Annotated in this window: 20 protein-coding genes; 12 read left to right on the top strand and 8 right to left on the bottom strand. The window is 54.0% G+C overall.

What is annotated here, in order from left to right:
• Window position 1: 1 nt before the first annotated feature.
• Window positions 2-1,372 (bottom strand): class II 3-deoxy-7-phosphoheptulonate synthase, encoded by a 1,371-nt coding sequence (locus ACR0D7_RS00100; RefSeq protein WP_480677222.1) that lies wholly within the window; start codon window positions 1,370-1,372, stop codon window positions 2-4.
• Between the two features lie 167 nt (window positions 1,373-1,539).
• Here ACR0D7_RS00100 and ACR0D7_RS00095 point away from each other — a divergent pair, with 167 nt between their 5' ends.
• On the top strand, window positions 1,540-2,544 hold the full coding sequence (locus ACR0D7_RS00095) for a GlxA family transcriptional regulator (protein ID WP_480677221.1): 1,005 nt from the start codon (window positions 1,540-1,542) through the stop codon (window positions 2,542-2,544).
• 7 nt (window positions 2,545-2,551) lie between these two features.
• On the opposite strand, the gene ACR0D7_RS00090 is transcribed toward ACR0D7_RS00095, so the two are convergent.
• A complete protein-coding gene (locus ACR0D7_RS00090; protein WP_480677220.1) occupies window positions 2,552-3,628 on the bottom strand; it encodes a PQQ-dependent sugar dehydrogenase in 1,077 nt (358 codons plus the stop codon).
• Between the two features lie 181 nt (window positions 3,629-3,809).
• Between ACR0D7_RS00090 and ACR0D7_RS00085 the strand changes: the two genes are divergently transcribed.
• From ACR0D7_RS00085 to ACR0D7_RS00055, 7 genes are all read left to right on the top strand, one after another.
• Window positions 3,810-4,991, top strand: coding sequence for an ABC transporter substrate-binding protein (locus ACR0D7_RS00085; protein WP_170381125.1), 1,182 nt, complete (start codon window positions 3,810-3,812; stop codon window positions 4,989-4,991).
• Window positions 4,992-5,097: 106 nt separating this feature from the next.
• A complete protein-coding gene (locus ACR0D7_RS00080) occupies window positions 5,098-5,886 on the top strand; it encodes an ABC transporter ATP-binding protein (protein WP_480677219.1) in 789 nt (262 codons plus the stop codon).
• The gene (locus ACR0D7_RS00075; protein ID WP_480677218.1) at window positions 5,883-6,713 is read left to right on the top strand and encodes an ABC transporter ATP-binding protein; all 831 of its coding nucleotides are present in this window, start codon (window positions 5,883-5,885) and stop codon (window positions 6,711-6,713) included. The genes ACR0D7_RS00080 and ACR0D7_RS00075 overlap by 4 nt, the downstream gene beginning before the upstream one ends.
• Before the next feature lie 326 nt (window positions 6,714-7,039).
• Window positions 7,040-7,393: a hypothetical protein gene (locus tag ACR0D7_RS00070; protein ID WP_480677217.1), complete on the top strand. Its 354-nt coding sequence runs from the start codon at window positions 7,040-7,042 to the stop codon at window positions 7,391-7,393.
• A gap of 114 nt (window positions 7,394-7,507) precedes the next feature.
• On the top strand, window positions 7,508-8,518 hold the full coding sequence (locus ACR0D7_RS00065) for a branched-chain amino acid ABC transporter permease (protein ID WP_480677216.1): 1,011 nt from the start codon (window positions 7,508-7,510) through the stop codon (window positions 8,516-8,518).
• On the top strand, window positions 8,515-9,828 hold the full coding sequence (locus ACR0D7_RS00060) for a branched-chain amino acid ABC transporter permease (RefSeq protein WP_480677215.1): 1,314 nt from the start codon (window positions 8,515-8,517) through the stop codon (window positions 9,826-9,828). The genes ACR0D7_RS00065 and ACR0D7_RS00060 overlap by 4 nt, the downstream gene beginning before the upstream one ends.
• A gap of 187 nt (window positions 9,829-10,015) precedes the next feature.
• The gene (locus ACR0D7_RS00055; RefSeq protein WP_480677214.1) at window positions 10,016-10,267 is read left to right on the top strand and encodes a hypothetical protein; all 252 of its coding nucleotides are present in this window, start codon (window positions 10,016-10,018) and stop codon (window positions 10,265-10,267) included.
• A gap of 45 nt (window positions 10,268-10,312) precedes the next feature.
• Here the strand turns inward: ACR0D7_RS00055 and ACR0D7_RS00050 are convergent, their stop codons facing one another.
• Entirely contained in the window at window positions 10,313-11,854 is a 1,542-nt protein-coding gene (locus tag ACR0D7_RS00050) for a helicase HerA-like domain-containing protein (protein WP_480677213.1), read from the bottom strand.
• Window positions 11,855-12,291: 437 nt separating this feature from the next.
• Here ACR0D7_RS00050 and ACR0D7_RS00045 point away from each other — a divergent pair, with 437 nt between their 5' ends.
• On the top strand, window positions 12,292-12,885 hold the full coding sequence (locus ACR0D7_RS00045) for an invasion associated locus B family protein (protein WP_480677212.1): 594 nt from the start codon (window positions 12,292-12,294) through the stop codon (window positions 12,883-12,885).
• A 62-nt stretch (window positions 12,886-12,947) separates the two neighbouring features.
• On the opposite strand, the gene ACR0D7_RS00040 is transcribed toward ACR0D7_RS00045, so the two are convergent.
• From ACR0D7_RS00040 to ACR0D7_RS00020, 5 genes are read right to left on the bottom strand one after another with little or no spacing between them, the layout of a single operon-like run.
• Complete coding sequence (locus ACR0D7_RS00040) at window positions 12,948-14,156, bottom strand: beta-ketoacyl-[acyl-carrier-protein] synthase family protein (RefSeq protein WP_170570347.1); 1,209 nt, start codon at window positions 14,154-14,156, stop codon at window positions 12,948-12,950.
• Window positions 14,157-14,165: 9 nt separating this feature from the next.
• Window positions 14,166-14,423 carry an acyl carrier protein gene (locus tag ACR0D7_RS00035; protein WP_170381115.1) on the bottom strand — a complete coding sequence of 86 codons (258 nt, stop codon included), beginning with the start codon at window positions 14,421-14,423 and terminating at the stop codon, window positions 14,166-14,168.
• Between the two features lie 32 nt (window positions 14,424-14,455).
• Entirely contained in the window at window positions 14,456-15,547 is a 1,092-nt protein-coding gene (lpxD, locus tag ACR0D7_RS00030) for a UDP-3-O-(3-hydroxymyristoyl)glucosamine N-acyltransferase (RefSeq protein ID WP_480677211.1), read from the bottom strand.
• 35 nt (window positions 15,548-15,582) lie between these two features.
• Window positions 15,583-17,187: a L,D-transpeptidase family protein gene (locus ACR0D7_RS00025; protein WP_480677210.1), complete on the bottom strand. Its 1,605-nt coding sequence runs from the start codon at window positions 17,185-17,187 to the stop codon at window positions 15,583-15,585.
• Window positions 17,188-17,207: 20 nt separating this feature from the next.
• The gene (locus ACR0D7_RS00020; protein ID WP_480677209.1) at window positions 17,208-17,456 is read right to left on the bottom strand and encodes a hypothetical protein; all 249 of its coding nucleotides are present in this window, start codon (window positions 17,454-17,456) and stop codon (window positions 17,208-17,210) included.
• Between the two features lie 85 nt (window positions 17,457-17,541).
• Here ACR0D7_RS00020 and mepK point away from each other — a divergent pair, with 85 nt between their 5' ends.
• The 3 genes from mepK (at window position 17,542) to ACR0D7_RS00005 (ending at window position 19,858) form a co-directional block, all read left to right on the top strand.
• Window positions 17,542-18,111 (top strand): peptidoglycan L,D-endopeptidase MepK, encoded by a 570-nt coding sequence (gene mepK / locus ACR0D7_RS00015; RefSeq protein WP_480677208.1) that lies wholly within the window; start codon window positions 17,542-17,544, stop codon window positions 18,109-18,111.
• A 548-nt stretch (window positions 18,112-18,659) separates the two neighbouring features.
• On the top strand, window positions 18,660-19,166 hold the full coding sequence (locus ACR0D7_RS00010) for a TIR domain-containing protein (RefSeq protein WP_480677207.1): 507 nt from the start codon (window positions 18,660-18,662) through the stop codon (window positions 19,164-19,166).
• Window positions 19,163-19,858 (top strand): macro domain-containing protein, encoded by a 696-nt coding sequence (locus ACR0D7_RS00005; protein ID WP_480677206.1) that lies wholly within the window; start codon window positions 19,163-19,165, stop codon window positions 19,856-19,858. Before ACR0D7_RS00010 ends, ACR0D7_RS00005 begins: the two co-directional genes overlap by 4 nt.
• Window positions 19,859-19,922 lie beyond the last annotated feature (64 nt).

The following is a 19,922-nucleotide window of genomic DNA, read 5'->3' as shown; positions in this document are numbered from 1 at the left end:
CTTAGCTGGCGGCCCGCTTGTTGCGGTCACGGCGCAGATTGGTCAGCTCTTCGGCCACGAGGAAGGCCAATTCCAACGACTGCGATGCATTCAAACGCGGGTCGCAGGCAGTGTGGTAACGATCCGAAAGGTCTTCTTCGGTGACCGCCCGTACACCACCGGTGCATTCGGTGACGTCCAAACCGGTCATCTCGAAATGCACGCCGCCGGGAATGGTGCCTTCGGCCTGATGCACACCAAAGAAGTCACGCACCTCGCGCAGGACTGAATCAAACGGACGGGTTTTATACCCGGTCGCCGATTTGATCGTGTTACCGTGCATCGGGTCGCAGACCCATGTTACCTTGGCGCCCTCTTCCTTGACGGCCTTGACCAGACGCGGCAGATGCTCACCCGCCTTGCCCGCGCCGAAACGTGCGATCAGGGTCAGGCGCCCTTCTTCGTTCTCGGGGTTCAACTTGGACATCAGAACCTTGAGGTCTTCTGGCGTGGTCGTCGGACCACATTTCAGACCAATCGGGTTTAAAACGCCGCGGCAGAATTCTACATGCGCACCGTCCGGCTGACGGGTGCGGTCGCCGATCCAGATCATGTGGCCCGAACCGGCCAGCCAGTTGCCAGAAGTCGAATCAAGACGGGTCAGCGCCTCTTCGTATTCCAGCAGCAGGCTTTCATGGCTGGTGTAGAACTCCACGGTAGAGAATTCATGCGTTGTGTCCGCTGTGATTCCGGCCGCACCCATGAAATCGATGGTGTCCTGAATGCGATCTGCGATTTCTGAGTATTTCTGAACGTCCTGTTCATCGGTGAAGCCCAAAGTCCAGGAATGCACCATGCTCATATCGGCGAAACCACCAGTCGAGAAGGCGCGCAGAAGGTTTAGCGTTGCAGCCGCCTGAGTGTAGGCCTGCAGCATCTTACCAGGATTCGGAATCCGGGCTTCTGGCGTAAAGGCCAACTCGTTGATTATGTCACCACGGTAGCTGGGCAGCTCAACGCCATCCACCATCTCGGTCGGGGCGCTGCGCGGCTTGGCAAACTGTCCCGCCATACGGCCAACCTTGACCACCGGCACCTTGGCACCATAGGTCAGAACCATCGCCATTTGCAGCATCACCTTGAACGTATCGCGGATCGCATCCGCGCTGAATTGTTCAAAACTTTCAGCACAATCCCCGCCCTGCAACAGGAAGGCCTCGCCGCGACCGGCGGCACCCAGATGTTGCTTAAGACGCCGTGCTTCGCCCGCAAAGACCAGCGGGGGATACTGCGAAAGCTGCGCCTCGACTTTGGCCAGCGCGGCCGCGTCGGTATAGTCTGGCATCTGAACCCGTGGCTTGTTGCGCCAGTTCGTTTTTTGCCATTCAGTCATAGCTTTGATCTCCGCTGAAGTATTCAGGTTGCCTCTATACAAAATGCAATGAAGACTGACCATATACGATTTGCGCCCCTTGACGCCGCAAACAAGCTTTGAGCATGGTGTCTGCTACAATGCCCGCTGTGATCGTACAGCGGCCAACGAATCAAGGACAATTCGCCATGAAAGAGCAACGCCAAGTTGTCACGGTGGAAAACTCGGGGACCAACCCTCGCAATTTCGTATTTGTCCTATTGGACAAATTCTCATTGCTTTCGTTTGCATCCGCACTGGACAGTTTGCGGATCGCCAATCGCATGGCCGATAAAAAACTGTATTCCTGGACACTTATAGGCGAGGGCGGCGAAGCCGTCACCTGTTCAGCGGGAACAACATTCACACTGGATGCAGATTTGATCGAGCTCCAGCGAGACGATGTGATACTGATTTGTGGCGGTGTCGACGTTCAGACCGCGACAACTAAGAAAGTCCTGAACTGGGTTCGCCGCGAGGCGCGCCGGGGTCTTCGTATCGGCGGTTTGTGTACGGCTGCCTATACCCTTGCCAAAGCTGGATTGATGGATGGCAAGCGTGCGACGATTCACTGGGAAAACTCTGACAGCTTTATTGAAGAGTTTGACGAGGTTGAGCTGACCAAATCCGTGTTCCAGATCGACGGCAATCGAATGACTACGGCAGGCGGGACCTCATCCATCGACTTGATGCTGAAGATCATTGCTGATGACTATGGCGAAGACCTCGCGAATGCGGTGGCAGATCAGATGATCTATTCCTCGATCCGCACCGATCAGGATACGCAACGCCTGTCGACCCCTACCCGGATTGGCGTGCGTCACCCCAAGCTAAGCCAAGTCATCCTAATGATGGAAAAGAACATCGAAGAGCCGATCTCGCCTTCGATCCTCGCCAAAGATGTCGGCATGTCGACGCGGCAGCTCGAACGGCTGTTCCGCCGTTATCTCAGCCGGTCGCCCAAGCGATATTACATGGAGTTACGCCTACACAAAGCGCGCAACTTGTTGATGCAAACAGATATGAGCGTGATCAACGTCGCCCTCGCCTGTGGATTTGCCAGCCCATCACATTTCTCGAAATGCTACCGTGCGCATTACAACACCACACCTTATCGTGAGCGCGGCGCACAGGGCGACCGGTTGTCTGTTTGAATTGGGCCTATCTGGCAGGGGTCATCCTATAAATCGCCCCCTGCCCGACTGATATGAACCAGATCGCCCCATCAGGAGCTTCGACAATGTCTCGAACCCGTTCGGTTTCTGGCCCCCTGATTTGTTCAATCTCACTCAGCGGTGAACCCTCAAGGCGTGCGATGTAATCGAATTTAAGCGATCCGACAAAGATGTCACCCTTCCACTTCGGCCACAGCTTGCCGGAATACACCAGTAGCCCCGAAGGCGCGATGGATGGGTCCCAATAATGCCTGGGCTGTTCCATTCCGAGTTTATGGGTGCCCTCACCGATCTTTTGACCCGAATAGTGCGTGCCATAGGAAATGATCGGCCAGCCATAGTTCCGGCCAGATAGAACCAGATTGACCTCATCCCCGCCTCGTGCCCCATGCTCTGAGACCCACAACCGACCGCGCGAATCCAATGCTGCCCCCTGAGGATTGCGGTGACCATAAGACCAGATTTCAGGGCGAACTCCATCTACCTGAACAAAGGGATTGTCGCTGGGAACCGAGCCGTCACGGTTAATGCGGATCACCGACCCCATGTGATTTGACCTGTCCTGCGCCATGGGTCGATCTCCTCGATCCCCGATTGTTAGAAACAGCGTTCCATCCACAGCCTCAACCACGCGCGAACCGAAATGCCGGCCGCCTGATCCACCCGGATTGGCCTCGAAGATCACTCTGAGATTTGTAAGTTTGTCACCAGTTTCAGACAACCGCGCAACCGCAAGCGCAGTCCCTGCGCCGCCCCGTTGTCGTTTCGAAAAAGTCAGGAAGATCTCTCGGCTACGATTGAAGTCTCGAGCAACAGTAACATCCAACAATCCACCCTGCCCTTTGGCCACGATCTGAGGGGTTCCAGAAACGTGCCTTACCCGCCCGTTTTCAACGTGCAGAAGCGATCCGTCGCGTTCGGTCACCAGAAACCCACCATCGGGCAAAATCCCCACAGCCCAAGGGGTATCAAGCCCGGCCACTATTTCGGTGACGTCGATTATGCCTTGCGAAGTCGTTAAATTTTCGGCCCACGCGGTGCCAGACCACGTAAAAACTACCATCAAAAATGCCCGGAACACTGTTATCCTCCGCGTTTTAAGGAACCTGCTCGGCAACTGCATCCAGCTATCAGACTAGATAGAGCGCCAACACGCAAAGACACTTTTTCGTTAGGACTTTTCATTTCTCGAAAGCTTGCCTAGGGTCGTGCCCAGATTGAAGACCACTTCAGGGAGTAACCTCATGAAAAAGCTGCTTACAGCAACCGCAGCAACCGCTTTGCTGGCCGGCACCGCCATGGCCGAAGATGTCAAGATGGGCATTATGTTCGGTTTTACCGGCCCGATTGAATCACTTTCGCCTGCAATGGCATCCGGTGCTGAACTGGCGATGAAAGAAGTCTCGGATTCGGGCAAACTGCTTGACGGGTCCACCGTTACACCCGTTCGCGCTGACACTGGCTGCGCCGACAACGCGCTGGCTACGGCAAACGCTGAACGCCTGGTTGCCGAAGGCATCAACGGCCTTGTCGGCGGCGACTGCTCGGGCGTTACCGGTGCGATTCTGCAAAACGTCGCCGTACCCAATGGCATGGTCATGATCTCGCCATCGGCAACCTCGCCGGGCCTGTCGGTGATGGAAGATAACGGCCTTTTCTTTCGCACTTCGCCATCGGACGCGCGTGAGGGTGAAATCATGGCTGAGATCCTGACAGAACGTGGGGTCAATTCCATCGCTCTGACGTACACCAACAACGACTATGGCAAAGGCTTGTCCGAGGCGATCAAGTCGTCCTTCGAAGCAAAGGGCGGTGAAGTGACCATCGTGGCCGCGCATGAAGACGGCAAGGCAGACTATTCGGCAGAGGTTGGTGCTTTGGCCTCGGCAGGAGGCGACATTCTGGTTGTTGCAGGCTATCTGGACCAAGGCGGTCTGGGCATCATCCAATCCTCGCTGGACAGCGGCGCGTTTGACACGTTCGGCCTGCCGGGTGGCATGATTGGCGACTCGCTGCCCCAAAACGTCGGCCCCGATCTGGACGGATCTTATGGCCAGGCTCCGGGTTCGAAAAGCGAAGCTGCGGACGCTTTCTATGCAATGGCCGAAGCAGAAGGATTTGATGGCTCGTCAATCTTTGTGCCTGAATCCTATGATGCCGCAGCGTTGTTCCTTTTGGCCATGCAGGCCGCCGGTTCCAGCAGCCCGGCTGACTATGGCAGCAAGATAATGGACGTTGCCAACGAACCCGGTGAAAAGATCTATCCGGGCGAGCTGGCAAAAGGTCTGGAACTGCTCGCCGCAGGTCAAGAGATCGACTATGTCGGTGCGTCCGGCGTTGAGCTGATCGGACCCGGTGAGAGCGCTGGCTCTTACCGCGAAATCGAGGTCATCGATGGCGAAATGAAAACGGTCAACTACCGTTAATTCATAGCCTCGCAAAGCAAAACCTGACAGCCCGGGCCTTGTGTCCGGGCTGTTTCGGTGACAAAAGGCTGCACCTCTGTTTTCGGGGATAAGGCAAGGGAAAACCATGATCGTCGTTGAGGACGTGCACAAGCATTTTAGCGGCTTCCACGCGGTGGATGGCGCCTCGCTGGAGATCCAGAAAGGCTCAATCACCGGCCTGATCGGTCCAAACGGGGCGGGCAAGACCACTCTATTCAACGTGATCGCGGGCGTTTTGCCACCGACAAGTGGCAAGGTCATCATGGATGGTGAGGATATCACCGGCCTGCCCCCGCATGAGTTGTTTCACAAGGGTCTGTTGCGCACCTTCCAGATCGCGCACGAGTTTTCCTCGATGACCTGTCGCGAGAATCTGATGATGGTACCCGGCGCGCAATCGGGTGAATCGCTTTGGAACACATGGTTTGGTCGCAAACGCATTGCTGATGAAGAACGCGCGTTGAAAGCTAAGGCCGACGAAGTTCTGGAGTTTCTGACCATCGAACATCTGGCTGACCACAAGGCGGGTCAGGTCTCTGGCGGGCAAAAGAAACTGTTGGAACTGGGCCGTACCATGATGGTCGACGCCAAGATCGTGTTTCTGGACGAGGTCGGCGCGGGCGTGAACCGCACCCTGCTGATGACCATCGCGGATACGATCCTACGCCTGAACAAGGAACGCGGCTATACCTTCGTGGTCATCGAACACGATATGGATTTCATTGGCAAAATTTGCGACCCGGTCATCTGTATGGCTGAAGGCAAGGTGTTAGCCGAAGGTACTCTGGACGAGATCAAAGCCAACGAGCACGTGATTGAGGCGTATTTGGGCACCGGGCTGAAGAACAAAGACAAGCTGGAGGCAGGGGCATGAGTGACAACCCCTACCAGGATGACCACGGCAACAAGGACGCTACGATCACCAACGCCCAAGGCGCTGGTACAATGACTCCTGCGCACCCTACCAGTGGTGAGACCCGCAAGGTCAGCGGTGGCCCCTTCCTGATCGGTGACACCATGACCGGTGGTTATGGCAAGGGGCCGGATATTTTGCATGACTGCACCATTGCGGTTGATGCCGGTGAGATTGCTGTCATTGTCGGCCCGAATGGTGCTGGCAAATCCACCGCGATGAAAGCCGTTTTCGGGATGCTGGACGTGCGCTCGGGCTCTGTGCGACTGGATGGCGAAGACATCACCAATCTTTCGCCGCAGGACCGTGTAATCAAAGGCATGGGCTTTGTGCCCCAAACCCACAATATTTTCACGTCGATGACGGTTGAGGAAAACCTTGAAATGGGTGCCTTCATCCGTCGAGACGACATCAGCCAGACGATGGAGCAGGTCTATGACCTGTTCCCCATCCTGCGTGACAAGCGCAATCAGGCGGCCGGAGAGCTGTCAGGCGGCCAACGCCAACAGGTCGCGGTGGGCCGCGCGCTGATGACTCAGCCCAAGGTTTTGATGCTGGACGAACCGACCGCAGGTGTCTCGCCCATCGTGATGGATGAGCTGTTCGATCGGATTATCGAGGTTTCGCGCACTGGGCTGCCGATCCTGATGGTCGAACAGAATGCCCGCCAGGCGCTGGAGATCGCGGACAAGGGTTATGTGTTGGTCCAGGGGCGAAATGCTTATACCGGAACAGGCAAGGAACTGCTGGCCGATCCCGAGGTTCGTAAGAGTTTCTTGGGAGGCTGACGCTCTCGATTTGCGGGCAAAGTTGCCATGACCTTCGGTCGAATTGCGACCGGACCACTTTCTTTGAGATATTCAAAGGGGGGTGTTGGAGCATGCTGTACGCACGCAATGGCTGTTATAGAATTCACATTTTGACAAAAACATTTCACCATTAGGTTGTGCATTTTCAATAGTTTGTGATTCCAATCGTCACATACTTCAGAACTCAGAAAATATGAGTAGCTTTATAGTCCCGGCGGGTTCTCTCACCGTGATCATCCAATAAATGGCCGTCAAACCTCGTCCGACCTTAGGGGCAGGCGCGCAAAACTGAATAAGGTACTCTCATGAAAAAACTGATCACTCTATCGCTTGCACTCGGCCTTCCCGCTGTTGCACAGGCAGCCGCTACTGGCCCGTTGGATGGTGCTGATTTCGTGGTCACCTGCACCTCGGAGCAGAGCGGTGAAACCGTTACTTTGGCGCGGTCCGGAGCAAGCGACGCGGGCTTTATCGACGCCGGTGAGATACGAGGCGAAGTAAAGATTCTGCCCGGGATCGATTCCCTGACCTTCCTGCATATTATGGGCCGCGATGTGATAACATTTGTAGTCGACTTTCAGGATTTGAGCTATGACATGACCATCAAAGGTGCGCACGCAACCAATGATTGGGGCAGTTGTGACGAACCTATAATCTAAGGTCGTCCGTACACTTATTTTCCGGGTGAAATATCTCAAAAAAATGGGGTGCATGATGTTGTGCGCCCCAACTTCGCCATGCCATAAAACCGCACCCGGACAGTGAGAAAATAAATGGACTTCCTGAACGCGCTTGTTGCGCTCTCCAACTTTGTACTTGTACCCGCAATCGCCTATGGTAGCCAGTTGGCGCTGGGCGCGTTGGGGGTGACGCTGATCTATGGCATCCTGCGTTTTTCGAACTTTGCCCATGGCGATACAATGGCCTTTGGCGCGATGATCGCCGTACTGGTCACCTGGGGCCTGCAGGCAGCGGGGATCAGTTTCGGGCCGTTGCCAACCGCACTGCTGGCCCTGCCCTTTGCTATTCTCGGCTGTATCGTTCTGGTGCTGATCACCGACCGACTGGTTTATCGTTTCTACCGAGAACAAAAGGCCAAACCGGTCATTCTGGTGATTGTTTCGATGGGCGTGATGTTCATTATGAACGGCTTGGTGCGTTTCGTCATCGGGCCGGATGATCAAAGGTTCTCGGATGGGGCACGGTTCATTGTCTCGGCGCGTGATTTCAAGGCCATGACGGGGCTGCGTGAGGGGCTGGCGATCAAGACTTCTCAGGGTATCACCGTGATCGTCGCCGTTGTGGCCGTGGCATTGCTGTTCTGGTTCCTGAACAAAACCCGTACCGGCAAGTCGATGCGCGCTTATTCAGATAATGAGGATTTGGCGCTGCTGTCCGGCATCAACCCTGAACGTGTGGTGATGATCACATGGATCATCGTGGCTGCGTTGGCGACTACTGCCGGCGTGCTGTACGGCCTCGACAAGAGCTTCAAGCCTTTCGTGTATTTCCAATTGCTGCTGCCGATCTTCGCCTCGGCCATTGTAGGCGGACTGGGTAGCCCACTGGGGGCAATCGCCGGTGGGTTCATTATCGCCTTTTCCGAAGTAACTATCACCTATGCCTGGAAAAAAGTTCTGACCTATCTGGCACCAGAAAACCTGGAACCGTCCAGCTTGGTTCAGTTCCTGTCCACAGATTACAAATTCGCCGTCAGCTTTGTCATCCTGCTGATCGTGCTTCTGTTCAAGCCTACGGGCCTGTTTAAGGGGAAAGCGGTATGACCGACTCCGTCAAAAACTCGCTTCTCTTTGCAGTGGTCGGTGGTCTGATCCTGTTGACCGGTTTCACTCAAAGCTGGAACGCCGCGATTTTGATCCTGAATATGGGGCTGATCTCGGCCATCATGGCGCTGGGGGTGAACCTTCAATGGGGTTTTGCAGGCCTGTTCAACGTTGGGGTCATGGGCTTTGTAGCGTTGGGTGGGCTGGCGGTTGTGCTGGTCTCGACCCCGATGACGCCTGGGGCATGGTCTGCCGGAGGGTACGGTATCGTTCTGGCCCTGCTTTTGGGGGCTGCGACCGTTGTCGCCACGGTTCTGGTGGCACAAAAGATGCCAAAGGGTCGTGTTCGCACGCTTTCGATCATTGCCATTCTGATTGCCGGGTTCTTTATCTATCGTGCGGTGTTTGACCCCAGCGTTGCAGCTGTTGAGGCAATCGAACCGGCAGTTGCGGGTAACCTTGGGGGCTTGAACTTGCCGGTTCTGCTGGCTTGGCCAGCAGGGGGGCTACTGGCTGCAGGCGCCGCGTGGTTGATCGGGAAAACTGCCTTGGGCTTGCGTTCAGACTATCTGGCGATTGCAACGCTGGGCATTGCCGAGATCATCATCGCGATCCTGAAAAACGAAGATTGGCTGGCCCGAGGCGTCAAGAACGTCTACGGCATCCCGCGCCCTGCTCCGGTCGTTGGCTATGAGGTCGACCTACAGAATGATCCGGGCTTTGTTGCACGCGCAGACTGGTTGGGGCTCGACCCGATCATCGCCTCGACCCTTGCCGTCAAACTGGGTTATTCGCTGCTGTTCCTGATTGTGCTGGTGGTGCTGCTGTGGATGGCCCAAAAAGCGCTACACAGTCCGTGGGGACGCATGATGCGCGCGATCCGCGACAACGAAGTTGCAGCCGAGGCAATGGGCAAGGACGTAACGCGCCGTCACCTGCAGATATTTGTTCTGGGCTCAGCCATCTGCGGCATTGCAGGCGCAATGATGACCACTCTGGATGGTCAGCTAACCCCCAGCGCGTATCAGCCATTGCGCTTTACCTTTCTTGTCTGGGTTATGGTGATCGTCGGCGGATCGGGCAATAATCTGGGCGCGGTTTTGGGTGCGTTTCTGATCTGGTTCCTGTGGGTACAGGTAGAGCCCATCGGACTTTGGCTGATGAGCCTGATTACCTTTGGCCTGCCTGATGGCAGCGCACTTAAGGCACATCTGATCGAAAGTGCCGCTCATATGCGACTGCTCACTATGGGCCTGATCCTGTTGATTGTTCTCAGATTCAGTCCAAGGGGGCTGATTCCCGAGAAATAACGCGGTTTCAGAGTGTTCCTTGAAGTCGCGCCGCATAATCGGGGCGGCTTCTTGATTTATGAACAGAACCTTAATAGAGGTCACAATCGTTAGGCACATCCTTGATCCGCGCCAGGTCGCCTTCACGTTAAATTAGTCAACCCATGGTGATACTAAAGGTCACCTCTCAAGAGTGAGAAGACGCTACATGAAAACTTCGCTCATCGCCAAGCTCGCTATGCTGCCGCTTGTCGCCGGTCTGACTGCATGTATCCCATCGCCCGAAGATCTGGAGACTGAGCCAGTCAAGGTTCAGACCCCAAAAGGTGAAGTTACGTGTCAGTTGTATCGCCACGACCGGGTGACGTGGGACCGCGCCATCAACTTCCCGGCCGATAAGATGTCTGTGCCCGAAGCAGACGGTTATTGCCGTCAGGAAGGCCAACGCCGACTAAAATAAGTGGTTTGGCGTTGGGCGGCATATCGACCGCGCAACGCCTTGCCTTTATCTGGCGCGAAACAGCCCGCCCAGAATGCCGCGGACAATCCTACGACCGGTGGTGCCTTTCAATTCCTTGATGACCGCCTCGCTCATTGCGGTCGCAAAAGTATCCTTTTTCCGGGTCATACGTGACGAGGATCTCCCGACCCGGCTACCGGAATATCGTCGGGCTGTGGCGAACTCTCGTTCGGCCACAGTTTGTGTTTCTTCCATTTCTTCCGCTTTGGCCGCGGCTTGCGCGGCTTGATCTGCACGAGCCTGTAGGATTTCGAAGGCAGATTTGCGATCCATCAACTTGTAGTATTTGACCTGCATCGGGGACGCGTCCAATACCTCCTGACGCTCAGCGTCGGAAATTGGCCCGAGTTGAGACGACGGTGGTCGGATCAGCGTCCTCTCAACGATTCCGGGAACGCCCTTCTTTTGAAGCATAGATGTCACCGCTTCACCTACGCCGACCTCGCGAATTGCAGTTTCCGTGTCAAACGCAGGGTTCTCACGATAGGTTTCTGCGGCGAGGCGCAAGTTCTTGCGGTCTCGGGCCGTAAATGCGCGTAACGCGTGCTGCACCCTGTTGCCGAGTTGACCAAGAATATCTTCGGGAATGTCAGCTGGGTTTTGCGAGATGAAGTAAACGCCAACCCCTTTTGACCGGATCAATCGGGCAACCTGTTCCACCTTGTTGACCAGAACCTTGGGAGCATCTTCGAAAAGCAAATGAGCCTCGTCGAAGAAAAATACCAGCTTGGGTTTGTCCGGGTCGCCGACCTCGGGCAGTTCTTCGAACAGCTCGCTTAATAGCCACAACAAGAACGTTGCATAAAGCCGCGGTGAGCCCATCAGCTTGTCCGAGGCAAGGATGTTCACAACCCCCTGCCCGTTCTCATCGGTACGCATGAGATCCGCCAACTCCAATGCGGGCTCACCAAACAGATTCGTTCCACCCTGGTTCTCCAAAACCAGAAGACGCCTTTGAATTGCGCCGATTGAAGCGGTTGAAACATTGCCATACCGCAGAGAAAATTTTGCCCGGTTTTCTCCGATCCAGACCAACAGCGCTTGCAAATCCTTGAGATCAAGCAGCGGCATCCCTTCTTCATCTGCTACTCGGAAAGCGATGTTCAGAATACCCTCCTGCGCCTCGCTCAGGTCCATCAGGCGAGACAACAGCAAAGGTCCCAATTCTGTTACCGTGGTTCTCACCGGATGCCCTTGTTGACCGAACAAATCCCAGAATGTCACCGGGCAAGAGGCATAGGTGTAGTCCAGAAATCCAATACGTTCGGCGCGATCCTGGAAGGCTTGGTGCAGCTTGTGACTGGCACTGCCAGCCTTGGCCAACCCGGACAAATCGCCTTTGACATCAGATAGAAAGACCGGAACCCCCGCCTCAGAAAACCCCTCGGCAAGAATTTGCAGGGTTACCGTTTTACCCGTACCGGTCGCCCCGGCGATCAACCCATGCCGGTTCGCATATTTCAGCGCTAGTGATTGAGGCTGAACGTACTCGTCGCCCGCGCCGCCCAAAAAGATATTTTTGTCCATGTATGTAAGGCCTTAATTTCCACCGATCTGCCCCCAGCATACAAAGTTAACTTTTGACTGCGATAGTTTAATCGCTGTCTTCGCGGTCAAACGTACAAGGCGGCAAACTTCCTCCCTGTCGACTGACCGCGCCTTCGGGCGCGGTTTTTTTAACGGGATACTTGATCTTCCATTAAAAGTTCAGGTTTGTAGTTGACCAGTGCGCTCCCCTCTCGTAACGTCTGCGCATAACTAAGTCGGCCAGTCCGACGGGGAGAAAATTATTTGGAAGGGAGCCGCTCTGCTGGCTCCCTTTCTTATTTTCAATTCGTAATATTGAACGGCAAAATTGGCGAAAATCTGAGTATGTCCTTTTATTTATTTTGCTTAGCGCCTGACAGCACGATCTAAGGGTGATAATACCGACCAAAAAGACCAACCACTTAGCCGAGGCATTCATGATTAAGAAACTTCTTCCCCTGACCGTAGTGACCGGCATGCTTGTGTCTGGCGCGGTCAGCGCTCAGGAAACGCAAAGCGATGAAACTCAGGCCTCGCCCACAGAAAACGGCTTGGATCTGGGCACGTCCGGCCCCCGTGTCGGTGAGCAGTACGTTAAGGAAAAGACCGGAGATTGGGACATTTCATGTCTCAAGGCGCAAGAGGGTGATGACCCCTGTGCCATGGTTCAAATCCTGAATGGACAGCAAGGCGAGCCCATCGCCGAAGTTACCATCGGCAAACTGCCGCAAGGCGGAGCGGCCGTAGCATGGGCCAACGTTATTGTTCCTTTGGAAACGTTGCTACAGGCACAACTTGCTCTGTCGATCGATGGTGCACCACGAAAGTTGTATAACTACCACCACTGCATTCCTGTGGGCTGCGTTGCTCAACTGGGCCTAAGCCAGGGAGACATCGACGCGATGAAGGCCGGCACCAAAGCGGTATTTTCACTTGTCCCTGCCCGATTCCCCGATCAGGTCGTGAATATGGATATGTCCCTGTCGGGTTTTACCGCAGGTTTTGACGGTCTCGGCATTAATCAGAACTAATCGAAGATTTAGATAACGCCGCCGGTAAATTTCGGCGGCGTTTTTGTAAAAATCCTTGGGCTTCAGACCCGCTTTAGGGCAAGAACCGCGTTCAATCCGCCGAAAGCAAAGGCATTGCTAAGCACCACATCCACCTTAGCTTCGCGCGCTTCATTTGGCACCACGTCCAGAGCGCACTCAGGGTCAGGTTCTTGATAGCCAATAGTCGGCGCGATCACACCATCCCGCAGCGCCATGATACAAGCCAGCAGCTCAACCGCCCCTGTGCCACCGATCAAGTGACCATGCATGGATTTTGTGGACGAGATCATCAGATCATCCGCGTGCGGACCGAAAACATCTGCAACAGCCGCGCATTCTGTTTTGTCGTTCGCGGCTGTGCCGGTTCCGTGCGCGTTAATATAACCGACCTGATCAGCATTCAAACGCGCATCCGCTAATGCTCCGGACATGGCCCGTGCCGCGCCTTGTTTGCTGGGCATCACAATGTCTGACGCATCCGACGACATGGCGAAACCTACAACCTCGCAAAGGATATCCGCCCCTCGGGACTTAGCGTGTTCGTATTCTTCGAACACGAATATCCCGGCGCCTTCGCCTTGCACCATGCCGTTGCGGTTGGCGCTGAACGGACGGCAAGCATCCTTGGACATAACGCGCAGACCTTCCCAAGCCTTCACGCCACCAAAGCATAGCATGGATTCGGACCCGCCGGTCACCATCGCCGGAGCCGCCCCGCTGCGTACCATCTGAAAGGCTTGAGCCATTGCATGGTTGGAAGAAGCGCAGGCTGTCGAAACCGTGAAACTTGGGCCTTTTAGATTGTGCTCCATCGAAACATGACTGGCCGCCGCATTGTTCATCAATTTCGGCACCACGAATGGATGAACGCGGTTTTTGCCGTCTTCGTAGACCGAACGGTAATTGTCATCCCAAGTTGAAACACCGCCTCCGGCGGTGCCAAGCACTACACCGGAACGGGCAGCCAATTCGCCGTGGAACTCGATTCCCGATTGGTCAATCGCTTCTTTCGCGGCCGTCAGCGTGAATTGAGTGAACCGATCATAGAGGCTCATTTGCTGGCGGTTAAAACGCCCTTCAGCCTCAAATCCGCGAACCTGGCCACCGATTTTGATGGATAGCCGTTCAACATCGCGGAATTCCAGATCAGAGATACCACAGCGCCCTTCACGCATGGCCTCTAGCGTATCAGGGACGGAATGGCCCAACGAGTTGATCGTACCGGCCCCTGTAATGACAACGCGTTTCATATCTTTGCGTCAGACCTTTTCCGACACAAGTTTCTCGATCCCGGCGATGATTGCCGCCACGTTCGAGATGTCAAAATCGTTGTTTTCAGGCTCATTGGCGTTGAAGGGAACCGAGATGTCGAACTCTTCTTCGATAGCGAAGATGCTTTCCACCAGGCCCAGACTGTCGATGCCAAGATCCTCAAGCGTACTTTCGGGCGTGACGTCCGAAGGCTCCAGCACGGCCTGTTCAGCAATGATTGCGATGACGCGATCGGTGATGCTCATGTCGGTCCTCTGATTATCCCGTTGAGGATGATTTAATCGCTCGAGGGCTGTTTGAAAACAGCCTTTTTCAAAGCCTCTACGTCACGCGCCATTCGTGGCAAACGGCGTTGTGCTTTATAGATGTCAGTATGCGTTTCCATTTTAATACCCGGATAGCCCATAATCACGCGGCCTGCGGGTATGTTGGACAGAATTTTGGTTCCGCCCCCTGCTATAACGCCATCGCCGATAAAAATATTGTCGACCACACCTGTCTGACCACCCAATACGACGTTGTTGCCAATTTCAACTGATCCAGATACGCCGGTTTGCCCGCAAAGCAGACAGTCCTGGCCCACCCGAGTGTTGTGGCCAACATGCACCAGGTTATCCAGTTTGGAGCCGCTGCCGATGCAGGTGTTGCGTATCGTTCCGTTATCAACGGTGCAATTTGCCCCAACCTCAACGTCATCGCCGAGCTCAACAGCACCCAGTGAATGGATACGGAGCCAGCTTTGCGCTCGGGCATCGCCCTGATCGCCCATGGTCTTGCGGACGTTTTCGACGCCCGATACCTCTGGAGTGACAAAGCTGAACCCGTCGCCACCAATCCGCGCGCCCGGCTGGGCAATAAAGCGATCCCCGATTTGCGCCCTGGCACCAATGCTAACCATCTCTCGCAGGGTGGCGTTGTCGCCAATTGATGCGTCCATCCCGATCACACAATGCGACCCGATCACAGCGCCCTTGCCAATACGCGCACGCGCGCCAATAACCGCAAGCGGTCCGATCGCTGCGCCCTCGCCAACTTCTGCTGTAGGATCAATCACGGCCGAGGGATGAATACCGGGCTCGACGCCCTGCCCCCGATCCAACATCGCGGTGATCCCAGCCATTGCCATTCGCGGCCTAGGCACAAAGATTGCAGCTGCAAGACCCAGCGCTTGCCAATCTGCACCCTCCCACAGCACGGCAGTCCTTGCGGCCCCTCCACTCAACGCTTCAGCATATTTCGGAGACATCGCCATCGCCAAATCACTAGCTTTGGCGTCCGCTGGTTCAGCCGCACGTTCGATGACAAGGCTGGTGTCACCCTGGCATTCCGCCCCAAGAGCGTCGGCAATTTGCTGAATGGTATAGTGCATGTCGGGCTTCCGGAATTAAGGACTTGCCCTGTTGATTACCCTTGAACGTCCGGCAGGGCCACCCCTGCTTTCTGAAGGGCCTCCCAGATTTTTCCGTCCCGCTCATAGACATCGCGGCGGTATTGAACCTTTCCCTTCGGTCCAACATACGCGGTACGATAGATCAGGTGGACAGGTACGTGTTGCTTTAGCTGCACAGTAGTTTCCTTGCCCGTAGCCAGAATGCGATGGAAAAACGCCTTGGGGTCTTCTTCTTGCTTGGCCAGCAACGCATAGGCAAAGTCAAACGGATCTGCCAGACGGATACATCCATGTGAGAACGCCCGCACCTCACGCGCGAACAGGCTTTTCTGAGGCGTGTCATGAAGATAGATGTTGTACTGGTTGGGGAACATGAATTTCACCAACCCCAGCGCGTTACTTTTGCTGGGCGGTTGGCGCATAGCAAACGGAAAGTTTCGTGCGTTGAATTGGGCAAAATCCACCGCCCCGCGATCGACTTGCAGCCCCCTTCGATCAGTAATTTGGATGTGCCCAACAGCGTTTGGATCGGATTGCAGCTTTGGCAGGTATTCCTTGGTGATGATTGAGCGCGGGACATACCAACTTGGATTGATAACCATATGTTCCATCTCGTCCGAAAACTCAGGGCTGCGTCGGTCATGCGTGTTTTTACCGATCACCGCGCGCGTTTCGAACGTCACCAACCCGTCATCGACAATCTTGGCAGAGAAATCGGCCTGATTCACCAGAATATGTCGTTCACCGCGTTCGCGCGGCAACCAGCGTTCGCGCTCCAACGCAACGTAAACTGCTTTGAGGCGATCTGACGCACTGCGGTTCAGTTCGGATATCGTGCCCTGCCCGGCCACACCGTCCGGTGCCAGACCGTGGTCAGCTTGAAATGCCTGAACGGCAGTCAGAAGCTTTTCATCGAATTCGGGGCTGGCTGTTGGCCGTATATACCCCATCGAGACCAAGCGGTTCCTTAGTTTAATGACATTTGGGCCGGTATCTCCAAGCTCCAATTTATCTGCTGGAACAGTTGGCCCCCAGCCGCCTTGATGAATCAATTGCTCGAGAACCAGCTTCTGCTTCATAAGCGATCGGTACTGGGTGGTTTGCGGCGCAAGTTGATCGAAATAGGTGCCGTTTTCCGCTGATATAAGCCCCTCAAGGTGATCTTTGGTAGAACGGCGTTCGACCTTCCGAACCAACCCATCGTCGATATCCGACGGTTGCAAGGTGCCGGATTGCAGGTTCCGTGCGTATTCGACAAATGCACGGCTCAACTGTATCTCAATTGCACCAAGATCTCGGGTCGTCCGGGCGTCTTGCATCTGGCCCAGTAAGAGCTGAACGCTGTAGGTTCCCTGAGGCAAACCGTGCATATCAACTGAAGATAATGCTCTGATCAAACGCGCACGTCGCGCAGTGTGCTGAGGTGTTTTACCGACCCAGACAGGCGCAAATCCGTTCTCGCGATAAAATTCAGCAATCCCGGACCCGGTCGGTGCGAACTCTGCAACTGCCATCTGAAATGCTGTTGCTGGTCTAGTGTCGTTGTCAGCCATAGCTGCTGATGCCAGAAAACATGCAGTGAAGAGTATACCAGTACGTGTCCGGAAACCTGAGAACATAGGATGGCCTTGATCAATCGTTATTTTACACCAGCGGGGTGCGCATCGATAACTATGATTGCACCGTAAAAAGATTGTCTATTCACAAATGTATCAATACCGCGCATCTCTTGATGGTTGATGCTTGTTTGCATCGCCAGGCGGAAGCGCGCCGCCAAGCGCCCTAAGATTATACATATTTGCGTCATCTGCGCAAAAAACTGCCGAAAATTCCCCCTTGAAAAGGTGAATTTGAAAGACTTCTTGGCTGACTTTTGCGTCTGTGTCATAAATCCCGCATCTGGGATGGGAAAAAAATTAAGAACGCGCGCGTAACATCGTGCGCAGGCAGGAACAGTACGGGACGAAACAAAAATGACGAAGAGCAGTACCTCGGGTTTGACCCGTCGTGCCCTATTGGGCGCATTTGCAGCTACGGCAGTCGTCGCAGCACCTACTTATTCCAATGCAGCAGGCTTTCTTCGCGGTGGTGGAGATGTGCGTCGTATTCGCATGTATTCCGGCCGCACCGGCGAACGGATCGACATGATCTATTGGGTCGACGGCAAATACATCAAAGACGCCGTGAAGGAAGTAAATCACTTCATGCGCGATTGGCGCACCGATCAGGTCAAGGACATGGACCTGCGCACCATCGACATCATGGCTGCGTCGCATAACCTGCTGGACGTCAATGAACCTTATATGCTGCTGTCCGGCTATCGTTCTCCGCAAACCAACGCAATGTTACGCTCTCGTTCGCGCCGGGTTGCCAAGAATTCGCTTCACATGAAAGGTCAGGCCGCCGATCTTCGCCTGTCATCGCGTTCCGTATCGCAGATGGCCAAGGCGGCTGTGTCCTGCCGCGCCGGCGGTGTTGGCAAATACTCCCGTTCGAACTTCGTTCACATGGATTGCGGTGAAGTCCGCACCTGGGGCGGTTAAGTCGTCAGAACTGTTCCGCTTCGATGAGCGCCCCTTGGGGCGCTCTTTGTTTTTTGGTGGGTATGCCGGACCTGACTGAATTTATGTGTCGAGCCGTACAGCTTAAAGTCTCTTAGATTAGAGGATTATGGCGCACCTGAGAGGATTTTTTACCAATTTTCACATCGTATTACTATTATTTTACAGATACTTACGTCAACGCCAAAATCACATGTGTCACTCTTTGTGTCACCTTTTTTCAAATTCTGAACCGGAATAGTCCTACCCACAACATTACCATCGAAAACACAGGGGATTAAAACCTTTCGATCACTTCAACACACACACTAACCTTCGACAAACAGCATGGGCCAGTGTTGGAAGTACACAAGCTCATTGATTGAGTTTCGGCACTATCGGGAAGATGGCTCCATTAACTCCAGCTTACGGGAGTAACGCACAGGTGCCGCGAACACTTACGGTCTAATTATGTGGAAAAGTTAAGCTTTTTCCCCAGTCTTCTTTGCGATACGGCTAGTCAACATACTTAACTATCTTCTGAGGACATTATGCCCTACCGCAACAAGGTATTTGTTTCATTCGATGGCGATAGCGACATGAACTACTATCGGCTCATGCTTGCGTGGAAACAAAGCGATCATACGTCGTTTAACTTCTTCAATGCACATGACGTGACAACAGCAAGAGACACTAGTTCCGAACTCTCTATCAAGTCCAGTTTGCAGGAACGTATGAGACATAGCAAAACCTTTGTCTTGCTTATCGGAAACAGCACGAAATTCTTATATAAGTTTGTGCGCTGGGAGATTGAACAAGCTTTGAAGCGAGATATGCCCATCATTGGTGTCAATCTCAACGGGCTTAGGTATCAAGACACCAACAACTGCCCTCCACTTCTGCGCGACAAGTTGGCTGTGCATGTCAGCTTTAACGCCAAGATAATCGAACACGCTCTCGGTGATTGGCCGCATAATCACTCGGCCTTAAAAGCGCGAGGAGAAACTGGACCTTACTATTACAAAGACAGCATTTATCAATCTCTGGGTTTGCAATGAAAATTTTTAGATGGCAGATCAAACAGTTACTCAAGTCACCAAATTTTTGGAGCATGACCTTTGCACCACTTGGCGTCGGTTGGACAGCTTTTAGCATTGGGCTTCTGACTAAATTCAGGACCGATATTGAACCCTATGCATGGTTGTTATGGTTTCTAATACCAGTTGGCTTGGTAGTTGGGGCAATAGTTAATTGGCCTAAACGGAGCGTTACTCGTACTTTACCCAACATGGATACTGAGATCGAAGTCCGAATAGGCAACATCTTCGCATCTACTTCGCCAATAGTGGTTACTATTCCTACCACCTTAGAAACTGAATTCGATAGTCACGCGATTGACCGGAACAGCATTCAGGGGCAGTTCACAATCCGATACTGTGGCGATCCTTCGAGGTTATCGGAAGCTCTGACTAAAGCCGCTAACAATATTGAACATGAGAACGAAGTAACGAATTTTTATTCAGAAGGCGTAGTGCGACGACGCTACTCACAAGGCGAAGTTTTCATCTGTCGTGACTTCTCCAGAGTGGGATATCTGACAACTTTCACAAACTTTAATGAACATGGGAACGCGGTTATCCATGAGCATGAGTTCGATGATTTCTTACTCAAGCTTTGGCTAGGAATCCGGGAGCGTGGGATTATCGGAGACTGTCCGTCGTCAGGGATTTTGGGACAGATGGCCGCCTGAGCTAAGAGAGGATCTGGCTCATCTGGTTTTTGTGATTATGCGGCGGATTTGCGGTGAAGCAAGC

This window comes from Ruegeria sp. BB7 (assembly GCF_056539365.1).
The sequence above is the reverse complement of the archived record's forward strand: the minus strand, read 5'-3'. Positions and strand labels throughout refer to the sequence as shown.